The sequence below is a fragment of the Acidaminococcus timonensis genome (assembly GCF_900106585.1).
In the GTDB taxonomy this organism is placed as follows: Bacteria; Bacillota; Negativicutes; order Acidaminococcales; family Acidaminococcaceae; genus Acidaminococcus; species Acidaminococcus timonensis.
On sequence record NZ_FNWH01000006.1, the window covers coordinates 1,334,866 to 1,353,227 of the forward strand.

General features: G+C 53.2%; 14 protein-coding genes and 3 tRNA genes. 2 read left to right on the plus strand and 15 right to left on the minus strand.

The annotated features are described in order from the left end of the window. Window positions 1-837 precede the first annotated feature (837 nt). The 8 genes from BQ5462_RS10175 to argB all read right to left on the minus strand — a co-directional run bounded on the left by BQ5462_RS10175 (window position 838) and on the right by argB (window position 10,967). On the minus strand, window positions 838-3,099 hold the full coding sequence (locus tag BQ5462_RS10175; RefSeq protein ID WP_083378134.1) for an autotransporter outer membrane beta-barrel domain-containing protein: 2,262 nt from the start codon (window positions 3,097-3,099) through the stop codon (window positions 838-840). 365 nt (window positions 3,100-3,464) lie between these two features. Continuing rightward, window positions 3,465-4,340 (minus strand): IS3 family transposase, encoded by an 876-nt coding sequence (locus BQ5462_RS11760; RefSeq protein WP_143037990.1) that lies wholly within the window; start codon window positions 4,338-4,340, stop codon window positions 3,465-3,467. Further along, window positions 4,307-4,885 (minus strand): helix-turn-helix domain-containing protein, encoded by a 579-nt coding sequence (locus BQ5462_RS11765; protein WP_071141584.1) that lies wholly within the window; start codon window positions 4,883-4,885, stop codon window positions 4,307-4,309. Before BQ5462_RS11765 ends, BQ5462_RS11760 begins: the two co-directional genes overlap by 34 nt. A gap of 311 nt (window positions 4,886-5,196) precedes the next feature. Further along, window positions 5,197-6,615 carry an argininosuccinate lyase gene (gene argH, locus BQ5462_RS10190; RefSeq protein ID WP_071143191.1) on the minus strand — a complete coding sequence of 473 codons (1,419 nt, stop codon included), beginning with the start codon at window positions 6,613-6,615 and terminating at the stop codon, window positions 5,197-5,199. Beyond that, the gene (locus BQ5462_RS10195) at window positions 6,615-7,835 is read right to left on the minus strand and encodes an argininosuccinate synthase (RefSeq protein ID WP_071143192.1); all 1,221 of its coding nucleotides are present in this window, start codon (window positions 7,833-7,835) and stop codon (window positions 6,615-6,617) included. The genes argH and BQ5462_RS10195 overlap by 1 nt, the downstream gene beginning before the upstream one ends. Before the next feature lie 76 nt (window positions 7,836-7,911). Then, entirely contained in the window at window positions 7,912-8,853 is a 942-nt protein-coding gene (gene argF / locus BQ5462_RS10200; RefSeq protein ID WP_071143193.1) for an ornithine carbamoyltransferase, read from the minus strand. Between the two features lie 17 nt (window positions 8,854-8,870). After that, window positions 8,871-10,061, minus strand: a complete 1,191-nt coding sequence (locus tag BQ5462_RS10205) for an aspartate aminotransferase family protein (RefSeq protein ID WP_071143382.1) — start codon at window positions 10,059-10,061, stop codon at window positions 8,871-8,873. A gap of 18 nt (window positions 10,062-10,079) precedes the next feature. Continuing rightward, window positions 10,080-10,967, minus strand: a complete 888-nt coding sequence (gene argB / locus BQ5462_RS10210) for an acetylglutamate kinase (protein WP_071143194.1) — start codon at window positions 10,965-10,967, stop codon at window positions 10,080-10,082. Between the two features lie 1,137 nt (window positions 10,968-12,104). On the opposite strand from argB, the gene BQ5462_RS10215 reads away from it, so the two are divergent. Next, complete coding sequence (locus tag BQ5462_RS10215) at window positions 12,105-12,890, plus strand: transglycosylase domain-containing protein (protein WP_071143383.1); 786 nt, start codon at window positions 12,105-12,107, stop codon at window positions 12,888-12,890. A gap of 133 nt (window positions 12,891-13,023) precedes the next feature. On the opposite strand, the gene BQ5462_RS10220 is transcribed toward BQ5462_RS10215, so the two are convergent. After that, entirely contained in the window at window positions 13,024-14,442 is a 1,419-nt protein-coding gene (locus BQ5462_RS10220) for a glucose-6-phosphate isomerase (protein ID WP_071143195.1), read from the minus strand. A 188-nt stretch (window positions 14,443-14,630) separates the two neighbouring features. On the opposite strand from BQ5462_RS10220, the gene BQ5462_RS10225 reads away from it, so the two are divergent. Beyond that, a complete protein-coding gene (locus tag BQ5462_RS10225; protein WP_071143196.1) occupies window positions 14,631-15,623 on the plus strand; it encodes a helix-turn-helix transcriptional regulator in 993 nt (330 codons plus the stop codon). A 203-nt stretch (window positions 15,624-15,826) separates the two neighbouring features. Here BQ5462_RS10225 and BQ5462_RS10230 read toward each other — a convergent pair. The 6 genes from BQ5462_RS10230 to mutM form a co-directional block, all read right to left on the minus strand. After that, window positions 15,827-15,913: transfer RNA gene (locus BQ5462_RS10230), tRNA-Leu, on the minus strand. Between the two features lie 40 nt (window positions 15,914-15,953). Continuing rightward, window positions 15,954-16,039 (minus strand) — tRNA-Leu (locus tag BQ5462_RS10235). A gap of 33 nt (window positions 16,040-16,072) precedes the next feature. After that, window positions 16,073-16,159 (minus strand) — tRNA-Leu (locus BQ5462_RS10240). A 65-nt stretch (window positions 16,160-16,224) separates the two neighbouring features. After that, entirely contained in the window at window positions 16,225-16,824 is a 600-nt protein-coding gene (locus BQ5462_RS10245) for a lytic transglycosylase domain-containing protein (RefSeq protein WP_143038053.1), read from the minus strand. Between the two features lie 110 nt (window positions 16,825-16,934). Further along, window positions 16,935-17,522, minus strand: a complete 588-nt coding sequence (coaE, locus tag BQ5462_RS10250) for a dephospho-CoA kinase (RefSeq protein ID WP_071143198.1) — start codon at window positions 17,520-17,522, stop codon at window positions 16,935-16,937. A 16-nt stretch (window positions 17,523-17,538) separates the two neighbouring features. Next, a complete protein-coding gene (mutM, locus tag BQ5462_RS10255; protein WP_071143199.1) occupies window positions 17,539-18,360 on the minus strand; it encodes a bifunctional DNA-formamidopyrimidine glycosylase/DNA-(apurinic or apyrimidinic site) lyase in 822 nt (273 codons plus the stop codon). Between the last annotated feature and the right edge of the window lie 2 nt (window positions 18,361-18,362).

The window sequence follows — 18,362 nt, forward strand, 5'->3', positions numbered from 1 at the left end:
CACCATTGAAGAGCCTATCGGTTCAGGTCGTACAGATCGGTGAAACGTCTTCCGGGCAGGAAGTTTTCTTTGAGATAGCGGACAGAACGTTCTACCTTCCCTTTTGTCTGGGGCCGACGTACCCTGCAGGTAGAAGGCTTAAAGGGATCTAAGATAGAACCTCTCTTATGAACCGGTTCCGGAAGAGTACCCACTTGCATATACTTCCTGGCAGTGTTCTTGGAAATATTCTGCTCTTTGCCGATCGCATATGCGCTCTTGCCTTTTCTTGCACCCCGCAATGAATCGACCCTTCAGCCGGGAGGAAAGCCCGGTCGTCACCGGCAAAAGGCTCACAGCCTAGAGCTGCGCCTTGAATGGAAGGGGCAGTAGCAGTGGCTACGGTCGAGGAAGACGAAGGGAAGCAACCGCGAGTCCCGATTGCAATAAGACTCCTGTCGATGTTGTTTTGCCAGTTTCTCTCGTGCCTCCCTCCCGTCTCCAGGGGTGATGGCGTATACGCAAACTGTATCATGATTTCGGTGGCAGCGAAGCCAGCACTGTTTCAACGCACCATTTCAGCCTTTTCTTAACATTGCTTTCCCAAAAACGCAGGACTAGCCAGCTCATTTCAGACGGTTCGTTATTGATTTCCTTGTCTCTTTGTACATTGTATTTCAATTTGGGAACCCAATATTCACACCGTCAGGATTTCTCGCCTGTTTGGAGTACTTGTAGGGCTGACGGCACCGTCAGATAGTATAGAACCAAAAAAGGTATTGTATGTGTGCCATTTCACACATACAATACCTTTTCCTCAAGTACTATCAAATTGTAATTTAGAGTACTATCTATCGCTTAGAAGGAGTATCTAACACCAAGACTCCATTGCCATGGTGTTGCCACGTCGCCGCCATAGTTCTTTTCTACATCCATGTACAGATGTGTTGCCTTGCTCAGGTTCAAGTTGGCACCCAGGCCGACTTCCCACCAGCCACCGCCAATATCATCTTTGTAATTTTCCTTCAGGCCATTATAGCTCATAGCCACATTGGTATCTCCATCGAAATCATACAGATAGGAAGCTCTCACATAGAGATGGCCTGCTTTGATATCTTTTCCTGCGGAAAAGCCCAGACGGCCAACTAGACTGTCCATGCTGTCGTGATGGATATGGGCTCCCCGGGTAGATGTATAATCAGCCGAATCGACCCGCCCATACGTCAGTTCAGCCTGAGGTTCGATCCAGAATCCCTGCTGTCCATGGAACCGTTTCCCATATTCGGCGCTGAAACTATAGGCATTGGTATCATAATCCCCATCTCCGACACCGCCGACGACATGATAATCCGTATCCAGACGGGCATATTTACCAATCAGATCCACAAAACTTCCGTCATCGCTGAGATAAGAACCATAGAGAGCTACACCATTGTGATCATTGTCACTCTTGCCCCGGCTGAAAGTGGTATTCCCGTCCGTCTTGCTGTAGGCAGCCCCAACGGTCCAGTTTTTACCGGCTTTGATATCATACCCTACCTGGTAATAATTGTACTGGTTCTTCATATTGCGAGCGCCATATTTAGCTTCACCACGTGCCATCCGAGCCCAAACGCCTTCCTGTCCTTCACTGTCCCGGAGTTCGCCCAAACGTTTATTCATATCATTGTTTTCCTGGCGCCAGGTCATGAGATTCATTGTTGCCATGGAAGCAATGCCAACATTGGTCACATTCGGAGTATAGGTGCTGTGTGGCATATCTACCTTGCCATCGGTCACTTTAAGGTTATAGGTCCCTGCCAGTACCCCTTCATCCGTGGTAATCTGGTTGGCCACCGATTGATCTGTATCCGCCATGACTGCCACATTGGCCAGTTTCTGTGCATTGCTGTTATCTCTGGCAATGGAATCGGCGATAGCACCTGTGCCGTGGATGGTCAGATTCTTTGCATCACTTTGTTTGCTGACCCGCAATTGGTTGTCCAGACTGGCCGTATTGATGGTAGCATCATTTCCACTTAAAGATTCCACATTGATAAGCTGGTTGGTACCTTCAAAGTTCAGCGTGGAGCGATTAAGATTCATCGTGTTGCTGTTCATTCTCGTCATTGCAGGTTTTACATTAATCGTACTGCTGTCTGCCTGTAAATTGCCCATGATGGTATCACCTGTTACGTTCCAGGTTGCACCGTCATTCATAGTCAAATTAAGGTGAGTATCTTCACCTACATATTCATTCCCTGATAAGTGTTCACTTTCTTCTTCGGAACCCTCGTCCTTATACTTTTCGTAAGCACGTCCATTCCAGACAGATTCCGTTCCATTCAAATTCAGATTGACATTGGCATCGATATCATTTCCACTATTATGTGGATTGGATTTTGTAGCCGGCGTCTCAAATTCGATATTCCCATTGATTACCGCACTATGTTTCCCATCCGTATTGATGTTCGTCGTGGAATAACCGCGGGCAGAAATAGCCGTAGGTGCCGACAACGTCAAGTCGCCATTAATATTAATCTGCCCATTGGAATAATTCACGATGCCCAGGTTGGGAGCCGTAATGGAAATTGTATCCCCATTCAAAGAAACGGAAGCCGCATCTTTAGGAGCTACTTTATCGGAAGTATTGTTCTGTGCCCAGACGGCTCCAGAATACGAATTTTCAGACTTTGTGCTGATAGCGATATTTTTTGCCTGAACCGTGACCTTGGCTCCCTGGCCATAGGCCATAATCCCGTATTGGCCCCATGCTGATTCAGAGGCAACCGGATTCCCTGTGATTGTCACTGTATCCGTATTGCCATTGCCAGCCTGCAGGTTAGAACCGAGGGCTGCCATCATGGCAGAACTGTCAACTTTTTTCCCTAATACATCGACTTTCTGGTCACCGACCAGGAAAAAGCTGTACGGGTCCTCCCCTGCCATCTTTCCAATGGAAACTACACTTTCCTCTTTACCCAAAGTCGCCACAGCACCTTCTTTGGTGACTTCCGCTGCAGTCCCATCCAACGTTACTGGCCCGATGTTAGTTGTAGCTGCTCCAGCTACACCAAAAACAGTCATGGACAAGATACTTCCCAAAATGAGTCCTTCCAGTGTTGCTTTTTTTCCGTACATAGAAAATCAGCTCCTTAAAAAATTATTTAATCTGAGACGCGACTGATAATGAAAAGATCATTACGAACTATTTCAATATGCCGATCAGAGACTTTCTGAAAATCAAGGCATCCCTAATAAAGTCGACAAAGTGAGGGTATTGGCCAAACCTTCTGCTGCGGCTGCGGGACCCGTCATCTCCCTCGATGTCATATAATACATGGGAATGAAGATCGATCATGGGATTCTCTTTCTGTCAACGGGATACTGGAACGATCTGTTCATCCAGAAAAAACAAAAAGGGCCAGGCAAATGCCTGTACCCTGATGTGACCCCAAAAAGTTAGACCTTAGTAACGAGATGGTTTTTACCGTCTCGTTACTTTTTTATGCTGCCTGCAAGGAAAGCCTGTATTGAACAGGACTTTTCCAGCCCAGTTTTTCCTTGATTCTTTGCTCGTTATAGTATTTGATGTATCGTTCGATAGCGCCTTTTAATTCTTTGTAGCTGTAGTAGGTCACTCCGTAATATATTTCCTGCTTCAGTAAGCCGAAGAAGTTTTCCATTACAGCGTTATCATGACAGTTGCCTTTTCGAGACATGCTCTGAAAAATTCGTTCGTTTTTTAGTCTTTTGGTATAGAATTTCATTTGGTATGCCCAGCCCTGATCGGAGTGAAATGTTCTTCGATACGGACAATCAGCAGTAATTTTGATTGCTTTGGCTTGAGCTTCCAGTATGCTGTTAGCCGAAGGATATTTGGCTATTCCATAGCTGATGATTTCATTATTGAACATGTCCAGGAAAGGATCCAGATAAAGCTTGCGCAGAGTCAAATGTCCCTGTGAATCTGCTTCATAGTATTTGAATTCTGAAGTGTCGGTCGTAATCTTCTGGTGAGGGATATTCGTCTCAAAACGACGATGTATCCTATTTGGAGCAATGGTTCCTACCTTACCCTTATAGGAGCTGTATTTACGGCTCTTCCGGGTAAAAGATGTTACCTGAAGGCTCAGTTTCTGCATGATACGTTGAACTTTCTTCTTGTTCACGCAAATCCCTTGGTTCTTTAGCTCACCGGTCATGCGACGGTATCCATAATCTTTATGCTGGCTGCGGATTTCCTGTATTTTCTCCTCTACTTCCTGGTCTGGATTCTCGCGGTCAAACCGTTTCTGCCAGTACATATAGGTTGCTTTGGGCATTTGCGTATAGGAGAGAATGTCTTTCAACTTGAATGATCCTCGGAGACTGGAGATGATTTTCGCAACTCTCTCATTTTTGCTTCGTCCTCTAAACGCAGTCTCCTCAGTTCTTTTAAAAAAGCATTCTCTATTCGGAGTTTAAGGTTTTCATTCTCTAACTCCTGGACATGTTCCACACTGATGTTGACCATCGGTTGTTGAACCTGGGTATCTGTTTTTTTGGGTTTTGATTGGCTCAAAGTCTTTTTCCTACCTTTTTTATGTGACCGTAACGCATCCGGCCCCGCAATTTTAAATTCATTGACCCATCTGGAAATCAATGACGGATTGTTGATTCCTACACGAATTGCCAATTCCTGATATGAGATTTCATTTGTTAAGTAAGACTCTACCACAGAAAGTTTTTCTTTGAAAGAGTATATTTTTTGAGAGCGAGATCTCTTCAGACCATTATCTCCAAATGCCTTGTAAGCAGCAGCCCACTTTAGCAGCTGGCTGCTACTTGCCATCCCATATTTACGTGAAATAGAAATACACCCTTTGTCACTGTTCAAGTATTCCAGTACTATTTTTTTCTTAAATTCATAGCTGTGTCTTGCCATAAAAAAACTAACCCCCAATTGTTAGATTTTTGGTCTAACAATTGGGGGTCAGCTCACCCCCCCGAACAAATTTTCACTTTATCCGAGTCCAGTAACCATTGAACCAAATTCGCCGGGCCATTTCCCCAGAGGGTGACCTGGCAGGATAAGGAATATTTTCATGAAGATGGGATGAGTGACAAATTTATGGATTTACAGTTTAAGTATAGCAATTTCCCTTTCTCTTGGCAACTGATTTCCAGGCTTCCTATCTTTTCAGGCAAAAAAGAAGACCGTTCCTGACAACGGTCTTCTCACCATTCAACAACGTGTTATAATTTTTGTTTCAAGTCTTCCAGCACAGCCTGCTGCTTTGCCAGGGCTTCTTTCCCCAATTGCACCTGTTGGGCATTGTTCTCAGGGGCCGGCCCGCCGTAGCTGGTCCGGGCGGCCACACAGTTTTCCGGTTTCAGGCATTCCAGGAGATCGGCTTCGAACAGGGGGCTCAGCTCCTTGTATTCAGCCAGGGTCAGCTGGCCCAGCAGCTTGTGTTCTGCAATGGCCTTGGCCACGGCCTTCCCCACCACTCCATGGGCTTTCCGGAAGGGCAGGCCCTTGCGCACCAGGTAATCGGCCAGATCGGTGGCATTGGAGAAGTCCTTGTGGACGGCTTCCGCCATCCGCTCCTCGTTCACTTTTGTGGTCAGGACCATGTCCCGGTATACCTGCAGGGAGAACTTCACCGTATCGATGGCATCGAAGAAGCCTTCCTTATCCTCCTGCAGATCTTTGTTGTACGCCAGGGGCAGGCCCTTCAGGGTGGTCAGCAGAGCCGTGAGATGGCCATACACCCGGCCGGTCTTTCCCCGCACCAGTTCAGAGATGTCCGGATTCTTTTTCTGGGGCATCATGGAAGAACCGGTGGCAAAGGCGTCATCCAGCTCGATGAAGCCAAATTCCGTGGAAGACCACAGGCACATTTCTTCACTGAGCCGGGACAGGTGCATCATCAACACGGAAGCAAAGCCCAAAAATTCCAGCACGTAGTCCCGGTCGCTGACAGCATCCATGCTGTTGCCGTACACCTGGGAGAAGTGCAGTTCCTTCGCCACCTGGAACCGGTCGATGGGCAGGGTGGTCCCGGCCACGGCACCGGCGCCCAGGGGCATGATATCCGCCCCTTCCCATACGCCCTGGAGCCGGCGGAAATCCCGGCGGAGCATATTGAAGTAGGCCAGCATATGATGGGCAAAGGTAATGGGCTGGGCCCGCTGGAGATGGGTGTAGCCGGGCATCAGGGTCTTCAGATGCTTTTCAGCCATGGTCAGCAGGGCCTGTTCGAACTGGATCAGCAGATCCATGATTTCGGTGACCTCTTTTTTCATGTACATGTGCATGTCCAGGGCCACCTGGTCGTTCCGGCTGCGGGCGGTGTGGAGCCGGGCTCCCGCATCCCCGATTTTTTCCGTCAGGGCGGCTTCCACGTTCATGTGGATGTCTTCCAGTTCCGTGGAGAACTGGAAGGTCCCTTCCTGGATTTCCTTCAGGATCTCCTTCAGGCCCTTTTCAATGGCCCGGGCATCCTCCTCGCTGATGATGCCGCAGGTTGCCAGCATATGGGCGTGGGCGATGCTGCCCCGGATGTCCTCATGGTACAGCCGCTTGTCGTAATCGATGGAGGCGTTGAAGGCGTCCACCAGGGCATTGGTGTCCTTGCTGAACCGGCCTCCCCACAATTTCGTCTTGTTCATTATTTCAGCTTCCCTTGTTTCATCAACGCTCTCACCGTCAGCGGCAGGCCAAACAGGTTGATGAATCCCTGGGCATCGGCCTGGTTGTACACTTCGTCTTCCCCGAAGGTCACATATTCCTTGCTGTACAGGGAGTACGGGCTGGTGGAACCGGCGGAGATGATGTTGCCCTTGTACAGTTTCATCTTCACGGTACCGGTAACGGTCTTCTGGGTTTCATCCACGAAGGCCTGCAGGGCTTCCCGCAGCGGGGAGAACCACATACCATCGTAAACCAGTTCTGCGTACCGGATGCCGATCTGTTCCTTATAGTTGTAGGTAGCCCGGTCCAGGCACAGGTTTTCCAGTTCGTTATGGGCGTAATAGATGAGGGTGCCACCAGGGGTCTCATACACACCCCGGTCCTTCATGCCCACCAGACGGTTTTCCACCATATCGGCAATGCCGATGCCGTTCCGTTTGCCGATTTCGTTCAGCAGTTCCATCATGGGAACGGGATCCATCTTCTTGCCGTTGACGGCCACAGGAACGCCCTGTTCGAAGTCCAGGGTCAGATATTCATCTTTGTCCGGAGCGGCTTCCGGGGTCTGGCTCATGATGTAGATTTCGGATTTGGGTTCGTTGGAGGGATCTTCCAGTTCACTGCCTTCATGGGACAGGTGCCAGATGTTCCGGTCCATGCTATAGTCCTTTTTCTTGGTGACAGGCACGGGGATGTTGTGGGCGGCCGCATAGTCGATGGCGTCATCCCGGGATTTGATCTGCCATTCTCTCCAGGGAGCGATGACCTTCAGCTGGGGAGCCAGGGCCTTGATGCCCAGTTCGAACCGGACCTGGTCGTTGCCCTTGCCGGTAGCCCCATGGGCAATGGCGTCAGCCCCTTCCTTCAGGGCGATATCCACCAGGTATTTGGCAATGATGGGCCGGGCAATGGAGGTACCCAGCAGGTATTTCTTTTCATACACGGCGCCGGATTTCACCATGGGCCATGCATATTCCCGCAGGAATTCGTCCCGCAGATCCAGGATGTAGGCTTTGCTGGCACCGGATTTGATGGCTTTGTCATGAACCGGAGCCACTTCTTCGCCCTGGCCGATATCGGCGGTGACGGTGATGACTTCACAGTTGTTGTAGTTTTCCTTCAGCCAGGGAATGATGCAGGAGGTATCCAGGCCGCCGGAATAAGCCAGTACTACTTTTTTAATGTCTTTTTTATCCATGAGTATCTCTCCTTTGGGTTGTTGACTATGAAATGGATGACTTGTGTCCCCTTCCCCTTCTGGGAAGGGCAGCGCTTTACAGCACGGCGTCGCTCATCAGCAGGGCCATGATGGCTTTCTGGACGTGCAGACGGTTTTCCGCCTCGTCGAATACCGCCGAATGAGGTCCTTCGATCACATCGTCGGTGATTTCCTCGCCCCGGTGGGCCGGCAGGCAGTGCAGCACCATGGCATCGGGCCGGGCCAGATCCAGCAGGTGCTGGTTGATCTGGTAATCGTGGAGGGCCTTCATCCGCACCTCCCGCTCATTTTCTTCGCCCATGCTGGCCCACACATCGGTGTACAGCACATCGGCGCCCTTGGCGGCTTCTTCCATATCTTCCGTCACCGTAATGGTGGCGCCGGTGATGGAGGCATCCACCTTGGCTTCCGCTACGATCCTGGGATTGGGCTGGTAGCCCTTCGGGCTGGCACACACCATGTTCATGCCCACCTTGGCGCAGGCGAACATCAGGCTGTGGGCCATGTTGTTGCCGTCGCCCACATAGACCAGTTTCCGGCCCTTGAGCACGTCCTTGTATTCCAGGATGGTGAACATATCCGTCAGGGCCTGGCAGGGATGGAGCAGGTCGGTCAGGCCGTTGATCACAGGAACCGTGGCGTAATCGGCCAGTTCTTTCACTGCTTCATGGGAGTAGGTCCGGATCATGATGCCGTCCACGAAACGGGACAGTACCCGGGCAGTATCTTTGACCGGTTCCCCCCGGCCGATTTGGGATGTGGCTTCACTCATATAGATGGGATGTCCGCCCAGTTGGTGGAACCCCGTTTCGAATGAGACCCGTGTACGGGTAGAAGCTTTGGAAAAGATCATGGCCAGCGTTTTCCCTTTCAGGTACTCGTGCGGCTCGCCCAGCTTCTGCTTTTTCTTCAGTTTTCTGCTTACATCCAAGATGGTGGCAACTTCCCCCACCGACAGGTCATGGATGGAAATCAAATCCTTATTTCTTAAAGCCATGTTATTCCCTCTTCTTCTCAGAATTCTGCCAAAAGCTCGTCCAGTCCTTTCAGCAGTGTGTCGATTTCAGCTTCTCCGATCACCAGCGGCGGCACGAACCGGAGCACGTTGCCGGAGGTGCAGTTGATAATCAGTCCCTTATCCAGTGCTTTGGTGACCAGGCTGGCACCGGGTTTCGCCAGTTCCATGCCCAGGATCAGGCCCATGCCCCGAACGTCCGTGACTTTGTCCGGATGTTTGGCTTTCAGGGCTTCCAGGCCTTTCTTGAAGTATTCCCCGGTCTTGCGGGCTTTCTTGTCCAGTTCCAGTTCTTTCATGGCCTTGATGGCTGCATAGCAGGAGGCGCAGGAAAGGGCATTGCCGCCGAAGGTGGAACCGTGGTCGCCGGGCTTGAACACATGGGCCAGGCGTTCCGTCACCACAAAGGCGCCCATGGGGAACCCGCCGCCGATGGCCTTGGCCAGGGTCATCACATCGGGTTTCACGCCACTGTGCATCCAGGCGAACCAGTAGCCGGTACGGCACACGCCGGTCTGGATTTCATCGAAGATCAGCAGGGCGTTGTGCTTGTCGCACAGTTCCCGGGCTTTTTCCAGATACCCGGCAGGCGGTACGTGGACACCGCCTTCGCCCTGGATGGGTTCCAGCAGCAGGCCGCATACATCGTCGTCCATGGCTTTTTCCAGGGCGTCCCCATCGCCGAAGGGCACGTATTCGAACCCGGCAGGCAGGGGAGACAGTCCTTCATGGTAGTGTTCCTGGCCGGTGGCAGTCAGGGTTTCCATGGTCCGTCCATGGAAGGAATCCAGGGCGGTGATGATCTTGAATTTTTTGGGGCTGATGGCATCCCCGTATTTCCGGGCCAGTTTGATGGCCCCTTCATTGGCTTCTGCACCACTGTTGGCAAAGAACACCCGGTCGAACGTGGTGACTTCGCACAGCTGCTTGGCCGCTTTGGCCTGGACTTCGTAGTAGAACAGGTTGGATCCGTGCATGATCTTGGCAGCCTGTTCGCTGACGGCCTTGACCAGGGGCGGATAATCATACCCCAGGGCGTTCACCGCAATCCCGTCCAGGAAATCGATGTATTTCTTTCCGTCCGTATCGTATAAATAGACCCCTTCCCCATGATCCAGTGCAATGGGAAGACGGCCGAACACCGGCAGATAGTACTTGTCGGTGGTCTCCATGATTTCTTTTGTATCCATTTCTTCCATCTCTTCCTTTCAGTCTCTGACAACTTCCGTACCCACACCCTCGTCGGAGAAGATTTCCTGGAGGATGGAGTGTTCCTGCCGGCCGTCGATGATGTGGGTCTTGACGGCACCGCCGCTCAGGGCGGAGATGCAGGCTTTCACCTTGGGGATCATGCCCCCGTCGATGCTGCCCTTTACGATCAGCTCCTGGGCCTTTTCAAAGGTCAGGGTGGAAATGAAAGTGCTGGGATCGTTGTGGTCTTCGAAGATCCCTTTCACATCAGTGAGCATCAGCAGTTTCTCGGCTTTCAGGGCACCGGCTACTTCACCGGCCACGCTGTCCGCATTGATGTTGTAGGTTTCGCCGTCCGGTCCGATGCCTGTGGGAGCGATCACCGGGATGTAATCGTTGGTGATCAGCAGGTTGATCAGGTCGGTGTTGACCTTTTCCACCGTGCCCACATACCCGATATCCACCAGATTGACCTGGCCGTTCTCATAGACATCGGCCAGATGTTTGCGGGCTTCGATGAGTTTGGCATCCTTGCCGTTCAAGCCCACCGCATTGCCGCCCAGGATGTTCAGGCGTCGCACCAGATCGGTGTTGGTCTTGCCCACCAGGGCCAGTTCGGCGATTCCCACCGTTTCCTTGTCGGTGACCCGCAGGCCACTGACGAATTCGGACTTTTTACCGGCAGCCTTCAGCATGGCCGTGATTTCCGGGCCGCCGCCGTGGACCACCACCGGGTGCATACCTGCGCAGCGGAGGAAAACGATATCCTCCAGGACTTTATTTTTCAAGTCGTCATTGAGCATGGCGTTTCCGCCATATTTCACGACCACCGTTTTCCCTTTAAAAGCGCTTAAGTATGGCAGTGCTTCAACTAATATATTCATCTCGTTGTTCTTGATCTGCATTGCATTTCCTCCTACTCCATTTTCATTTGCAGGGATTTTCGTTTCCGGAAACCGGAAGCAACCATAGTACGCTTTATCAGTCCATGACTTCGGAAAACGGCTTTCCCCTCATGGATTTGTTCCAAGCCGCCGTCCCTCCTTTATGCTGCATTATTATACGCTCATGTGTATAATATTGCAACTCTTTTTTGGATTTCCATTTCTGGCAAGTCTTCTGTCCTGATATAAATCCATTATAGTACGAAAGCCGTTCCCCCTGCCACCATTTTTTGTCCGGGAATGGGATATTTTTGTGACAGGGCGGGAGTGAGTAAGTGATTAAGTGATTAGTAAGTAGTGGTTAGGGGGTAGGGGGTAGTGGTGGAACCCACCACCATTGCGCTGGCGCGCAACGGTCCCCCGCCCTTATAAAGGGCGGATATTCGGGTTGCCAGGGTGCTACGTTGCTTTGCGGAACCCTCCACTGCCCTTGTAATGGGCGGATATTCGTGTTGCCAGGGTACTGCGTTGCTTTGTGGAACCCTCCACTGCCCTTGTAATGGGCGGATATTCGTGTTGCCAGGGTGCTGCGTTGCTTTGCGGAACCCTCCTCCGTCCTTGTAAAGGGCGGATATTCGTGTTGCCAGGTGCTGCGTTGCTTTGTGGAACCCTCCACCCTTGCGCTGATGCGCAACGGTCCCCCGCCCTTATAAAGGGCGGATATTCGTGTTGCCAGGGTAATGCGTGCTTTACGGAACCCTCCACCGTCCTTGTAAAGGGCGGATATTCGTGTTATCAGGGTGCTGCGTTGCTTGAGCAGGGACGATTTGAATCAGCAAAATCCTGAAGGATCCATTCCTGAAATTCGACAAGTACCGCCCCTCATTCGATCACAGGGATATCCGCCCTTTTCAAGGGCGGATATCCCTGTTACCAGGGTGATGCGTTGCTTAAGCAAGGACGATTTGAATCAGCAAAATCCTGAAGGATCCTTTCCTGAAATTCGACAAGTACCGCCCCACATTCGATCATAGGGATATCCGCCCTTTTCAAGGGCGGGGGACCAGCCGAAGGCTGGTGGTGGGTTCTGCCCCTGTGGATTTTTTCTGTCTTTTCGCTTACAATGGTAGGTAGTTACTTGATTGGGAGGCGATGGGCGTGCGGAAACTTCTGGTGGTACTGGTGATCCTGGCCGGGGCCCTTTGTTTTTATGTGACCCGGCCGTCCACCATCCATGAAAAGGTGGGCGGAGACGCGGCCCCTGTGGTATCCCAGGCCCCCACCCGTCTTTCCGTCGGCGCCTCCCTGTCCCGGCCCCTGCAGCTGGTCGGTGAGGCCTGGGACATCCGCAGCGCAGCCCGTCAGCGGATTCCCCGGGCAGACTGGGTACCCCTGCGTGATATATCTCCCTGGCTGCCCAAGGCCCAGGTTGCCGTGGAAGACAAGAGGTTCTACTCCCATCACGGTGTGGATCCGGACGGCATCATCCGGGCCACCCTGATCAACATCCAGAACGACGAAGTGGTGGAAGGCGGCAGCACCCTCACCCAGCAGCTGGTAAAGAACCTGCTGCTAACCTCAGACCGGACCATGGGACGGAAGGCCCTGGTGGAAATGGGCCTGGCCCTGATTGTGGAAGCCCGATGCAGCAAGGAAGAGATCCTGGAGATGTATCTGAATACCACCTTCCTGGGGGCCGGTGCCACCGGGGTGAAGCAGGCCAGCCAGGTGTATTTCGGAAAACAGCCCAGGGATCTGTCCCTGCCCCAGGCAGCCCTGCTGGCGGGCCTGCCCTATGCGCCCACGGCCCTGAACCCCTACAACAACTGGCGGGGGGCCAAAAAGCGCCGGAACCTGGTGCTCCAGCGCATGTATGAACAACAGATGATCACCGACACCCAATTGGAAGAGGCCACTTCTGAACCTCTGAAAATCGGAAACTGAAAAGGGGGTGTGAAAAAATGTTTTTTCACACCCCGTCACTAGTCACTAGTCACCAGCCGATGGAAGCCAGCTGACGCTGGCGAAATAAAGGCGCTGTGAATGATTTTTTCACAGCGCCTTTTTACCGTTCCGTTCACCGTTTCAGCTTGGCTTTCATGATTTTCTTATAGATTTCCACTCCGGGCTGGTCATAGGCATCCACATCGGCCAATTCCCCTTCGTAGGCGATGCTGAGCATCAGGAAGTAGAACAACTGTCCCAGGGTATATTCGCTGAGTTCCGGCAGGGTGTACAGGGCATTCAGCCGATTGTCGCTGCTCAGGGCTTCTTCATTGGCTTCCATGGCGGCCTGCAGGGCATCGGCTGCATCCAGTCCCTCATATCCCTGGTATTCGGCGATTTCCGGGAAGGGATTGTGTACGGTCAGTTTCCCCTTCCAGCTTTCCACGAACAGGAACTGGACCACTTTATCCCGGCGCCCTTCCTGGTGCATCTGGGTCTGGGCGTGCATGTCCGTGGTGCCGATGGCTACCACCGGAGTACGGCCATAGAATACGGTCTCCCCTTCCCGGTTTTTCCGTTTGCCCAGGGATTCTGCCAGCAGCTGTACATACCATTCGCCCAGGGCCTTCAGCCGCATGGCATATGGCATGATCACTTCGATGGTGGCCCCATGGCTGGCGGCGGACACATACTTCAGCGTGGCATTGAACAAGGCCGGGTTGGTCTCGATATCCCCGCTCCTGCAGGCTTCATCCATGTCCCGGGCGCCCCGGAGCAGTTCCGGCAGATCCAGCCCCAGCACGGCTCCCACCACCATACCGGGGGTGGACAGCACGCTGAACCGGCCACCGATCCCCACGGGCACATCAAACATGGGCCAGCCGAATTTCCGGGCCAGACGGTTCAGGGGCCCGCTTTCCAGCAATTTGTCCGTAACCACGGCTCCATGGACTTCGAACCGGTCGGGATGACTGGACAGATACTCATAGAAATACAGGAAAGCCGTGGTGGTTTCCATGGTGGTACCGGATTTGGAAATGGGCACCAGGAGCACCTTCAGCGGCTTTTTGTTCCGGGCCAGCACTTCCAGCCATTCCCGGATTTCCGTCATGTCTTCCGAATCCACGTTGTTGCCGCTGAAGAAAATGGACGGCAGCGGATCACACCGATGGGGCCAGAATTCACTGCTGGCGCAGTCGTACAGGACTTTCCCTCCCAGGTAGGAACCGCCCACTCCGCAGAAGATCACCGCATCTTCATTTTGACGCACCGATTCCCCGAAGGCTTTCAGCTGGTCCAGCAGCTCCGGGGTATTGGGAGACTGTTCCCCGGGATAGGGCAGCCGGGGAAAATAGACGGGTTCAGGATTGCCGTCCTTGGAAAAATGGTTTTTGGCCTTGCCGGTTCGGCGGATATCATCCACAGCCGCTGCGGCCCGGGCGATACGTGGTGCCAGCTGGTGCAGTTCCTGTTCCGTGATCCGGCCCTCGCCCAACATATTGGTCCCATCAAAAGAAAAGCCGGAAGGCAACGTGATTTTTTGCTTCATGGCAGATGATGCTCCTTTTGTCCCATTTTTTTGCAATTTGTTCGCATTTTATTCTATAATGAATCCATCATATCATGTTCTATTCGTCCATGCAATAAAAAGGCAAAAGTCTTTTGGATTTACTAGAGTCTATACATAAAAGGGATAAAAACGTTACAATCTGCGGGTAGCTACCCAGGAGGCGCTCCATGACCAAAGGCATCAACCAGAAACTGAAAATGCTGTACCTGAAGGACATCTTTGAAAAAGAAACGGACGACAACCACTGCCTGAGCCTTTCGGAAATCATGGAAAAACTGAAGGCCAGAGGAGTCAATGCCGACCGGAAGACCCTGTATGCCGACTTCCAGGAACTGCGGAACTACGGTCTGGACATCCTGAATTCCAACAGCGGCCGGGGCTGCGTGTACCATCTGGGCAACCGGAATTTCGAGCTGCCCGAGCTGAAACTGCTGGTGGATTCTGTACAGGCAGCCCGTTTCATTTCGGACACCAAGTCCCGGGAGCTGATCGAGAAACTGGGGCGGCTGATCAGCCATGACCAGGCAGACAGCCTGAAACGCCAGGTGGTACTGGCCGGACGGGTCAAGACCATGAACCGGAGCGTATACCTGACCGTGGATAAGCTGCACCAGGCCATCAACCAGAAAATCCAGGTCCGTTTCCATTATATGAAGTGGGATACCCGGAAGAACCTGGTCCCCCGAAACGGAGGCAACTGGTTCCAGGTCAGCCCCTGGCTGATGATCCTGTCCGATGAAAACTACTATCTGGCGGCCTACTACGTGGAGACCCATGAGATCCGCCATTACCGGGTGGACAAGATCAAGGATCTGCAGCTGCTGCCGGACCAGCCCCAGCAGGGCTACCCCGCCTTCCGGAAACTGGACATCGCCCGGTACGCCGACACCCATTTCGGGATGTTCAACGGAGAACAGACCCCGGTGGAAATCAGGGTCACCAATGAAAAAGCGGGCATCTTCATCGACCGGTTCGGCAAGGATATCATGCTGATTCCCCAGGGGCCCCATGCGGTGACCACCACCATCCAGGTGGAAGTCAGCGACCAGTTCCTGGGGTGGATCATGGCCCTGGGGGAGGGTGTGGAGATCCTGGCGCCCCACTGGGTACGGAAAAGGATGCGGGATGCCGGGCAGCGCCTGATGGAAGTGTACAGGTAGTCCGCCATCGATGGCCTGCCAAAGGGGATGTGAAAAATGCTTTTTCACATCCCGTCACTAGTCACCAGTCTCTAGTCACTAGCCGATGGAAGCCAGCTGACGCTGGCAAATTTAAGGCGCTGTGGATGAATTTTCACAGCGCCTTTTTGTGGGCATAACGAGAAAAAGCATGTTGCTTTCGCAACATGCTTTTGGTGTTTGAATGGTGCGGGCAAGAGGACTTGAACCTCCACGGGGTTGCCCCCACTAGCTCCTGAAGCTAGCGCGTCTGCCAATTCCGCCATGCCCGCATATGAAATTTTGTTGTCCGACCTACGTCCGTAAATGAGTTGGTGCGGTTGGCGGGACTTGAACCCGCATGAGGTTTCCCTCACCAGCCCCTCAAGCTGACGCGTCTGCCTTTCCGCCACAACCGCAAAGTTGTGTGTGACTCCTGAGGTTAGAAAAGTTGGTGCGGGCAAGAGGACTTGAACCTCCACGGGGTTGCCCCCACTAGCTCCTGAAGCTAGCGCGTCTGCCAATTCCGCCATGCCCGCTTTTCAATTTTTCCTTGTTCCCTCTGTCGGCAACAAAGATATAATATCACTTATTGGAACTTTCGTCAATAGTCTTTTAACGTTTTTTTATAAAGATTTTGGTAGTTGTTCCGATCGTTCAAAACCTTCTGTACGTAGATCCGGGTATCGCTGAAGGGAATCTGGGAAACATCGCTGAAATCGTAGCCCCAGCCATAGTCCTTCATCCACTCTTTCACCGTGCCCCGGCCTGCGTTGTAGGCAGCCAGCATCAGCACCTCGTTGTTCTGGAATTCATTTTCCAGTTCAGCCAGGTACCAGCAGCCGAATTTGATGTTCAATTCCGGTTTCAGCAGCAGATTGTCCCGGAAGTTGGGAAAATCGGTGCATTTGGCGATCCAGGCACCGGTCTCAGGGGTGATCTGCATAAGCCCCAGGGCCCCGGCCTTGGATTTGGCCTCCGGTTTGAAATTGCTTTCATTTTTGATCACAGCTACGGCCAGGAAGGGATCCACCCGATATTGGGCACTGTACAGATGGATTTCCCGGGCGTAGGGCCAGTTGTACACGAAACGACGCTGGGCCGTATCGGATTTCCATCCAAAGTAGCCGGCCACCAGGAGCAGGATGAATACCAGCACCACCGGCAGGCAGCCCGGCCGTTTCGTTTTTCTTTTCTGTTCCAACACAATCCCTCACAATATAGAAGACAAGAGCCGGAAGCGAAGGGCTCCAGGCTGAAGATTTCTTTTTATCTTTATATCATATCAAATCGAGGGTTGGAAGTCCAATGGAGTTACGCGGACAAGCCCCTCAGTGCCTTCTCCACCTTTTGGTACAGCTCCTCCAGGGTCCCGCTGTTGTCGATGATGGTGTCGGCCTTTTTCCGTTTTTCTTCCAAAGGCATCTGCCGGTTGATCCGGTCCACCACTTCCTGTCTGGTCATGCCGGAGCGCTTCATGGCCCGCTGGATCTGCTGTTCCGGATCGATGTCCACCAGCCACACGGTGTCCGCCTTCTTCTCCCAGCCGCACTCCAGCAGCAGCGGGGCATCCAGCACCACCACGGCATCCCCGGCGTGATCCGCCAGGAATCGGTCCCGCCTGTCCTCCACCGCCCTGTGGACAATGGCATTCAGCTGCTGGAGGGCCCGGGGATCGTGGAAGGCCAGCCGGGCCATGTGGCTCCGGTCCAGCTCTCCCTCGGGGGTCAGGATCCCTTTTCCGAAGGCTTCCACCAGCTGCTGCAGACAGGGCTGCCCGGCCTTTTCCACTTCCCAGGCCGAAGCATCCGCATCGAACACAGGGATGCCCTTTTCCTTTAAATAGGCACTGACGGTACTTTTTCCCGAGGCGATACCCCCGGTCAGTCCAATGACAGTCATCCTGTTCCCTTCTTTCCTATTTCTGGCAGTGGGGGCAGTACACACTGCCCCGGCCGCTGACTTTGATCTGTTTCAGCAGGGTGCCACAGCGCAGGCAGGGCAGCCCCTTCCGGTGGTACACCTGCAGGTAGCGGCTGTTGTCCCCCATATGCCCGTCTGCGTCCTGGTAGTTGCGGAAGGTGGTCCCATGGTGGGCCAGTCCCTGGGCAATGACCCTCTTGATGGCCAGGGTCAGGGCCTCCCACTCCTTCCGGGTAACCCGGTTCACCCGGCGGGTGGGCCGCATCCCGGCGGCGAACAGGGCCTCATCCACATAGATGTTCCCCAGCCCGGCGATGACGCTCTGGTCCAGCAGGAAGGCCTTCAGCACCGCAGTTTTGCCCCGGGCTTTTTCTTTCAGGTACTGGGGTGTCAGCTCCCCGTCCAGAGGCTCCGGCCCCAGGGACGCATACCCTTTGTCCTGGTACCCGTCCCTGCCCATCAGGGCCACCACCCCGAATTTCCGGATATCGGTGAAGTACAGGTTCTCCGGCCCGTCCAGCTGGAAGACCAGATGGGTGAACCGGGGTTCCGGCAGTTCCTTCTTCACCGCCAGCAGCGCCCCGGTCATCCGCAGATGGACCAGCAGCCAGCTGCCGTCATCCAGTTCCAGCCGCAGGTATTTGCCCCGCCGCCCCACTCCGGTGATGGTCCGCCCCGCCAGGTTTTTCCGGAATTCCTCCACCCCGGGATGGCGTACCATCTTGGCCACATCCACCTGCACAGCGGTGATGGTCCGCCCCACCACATGGGGCACCAGGCTGATCCGCACCTGTTCCACTTCCGGCAGTTCCGGCATAC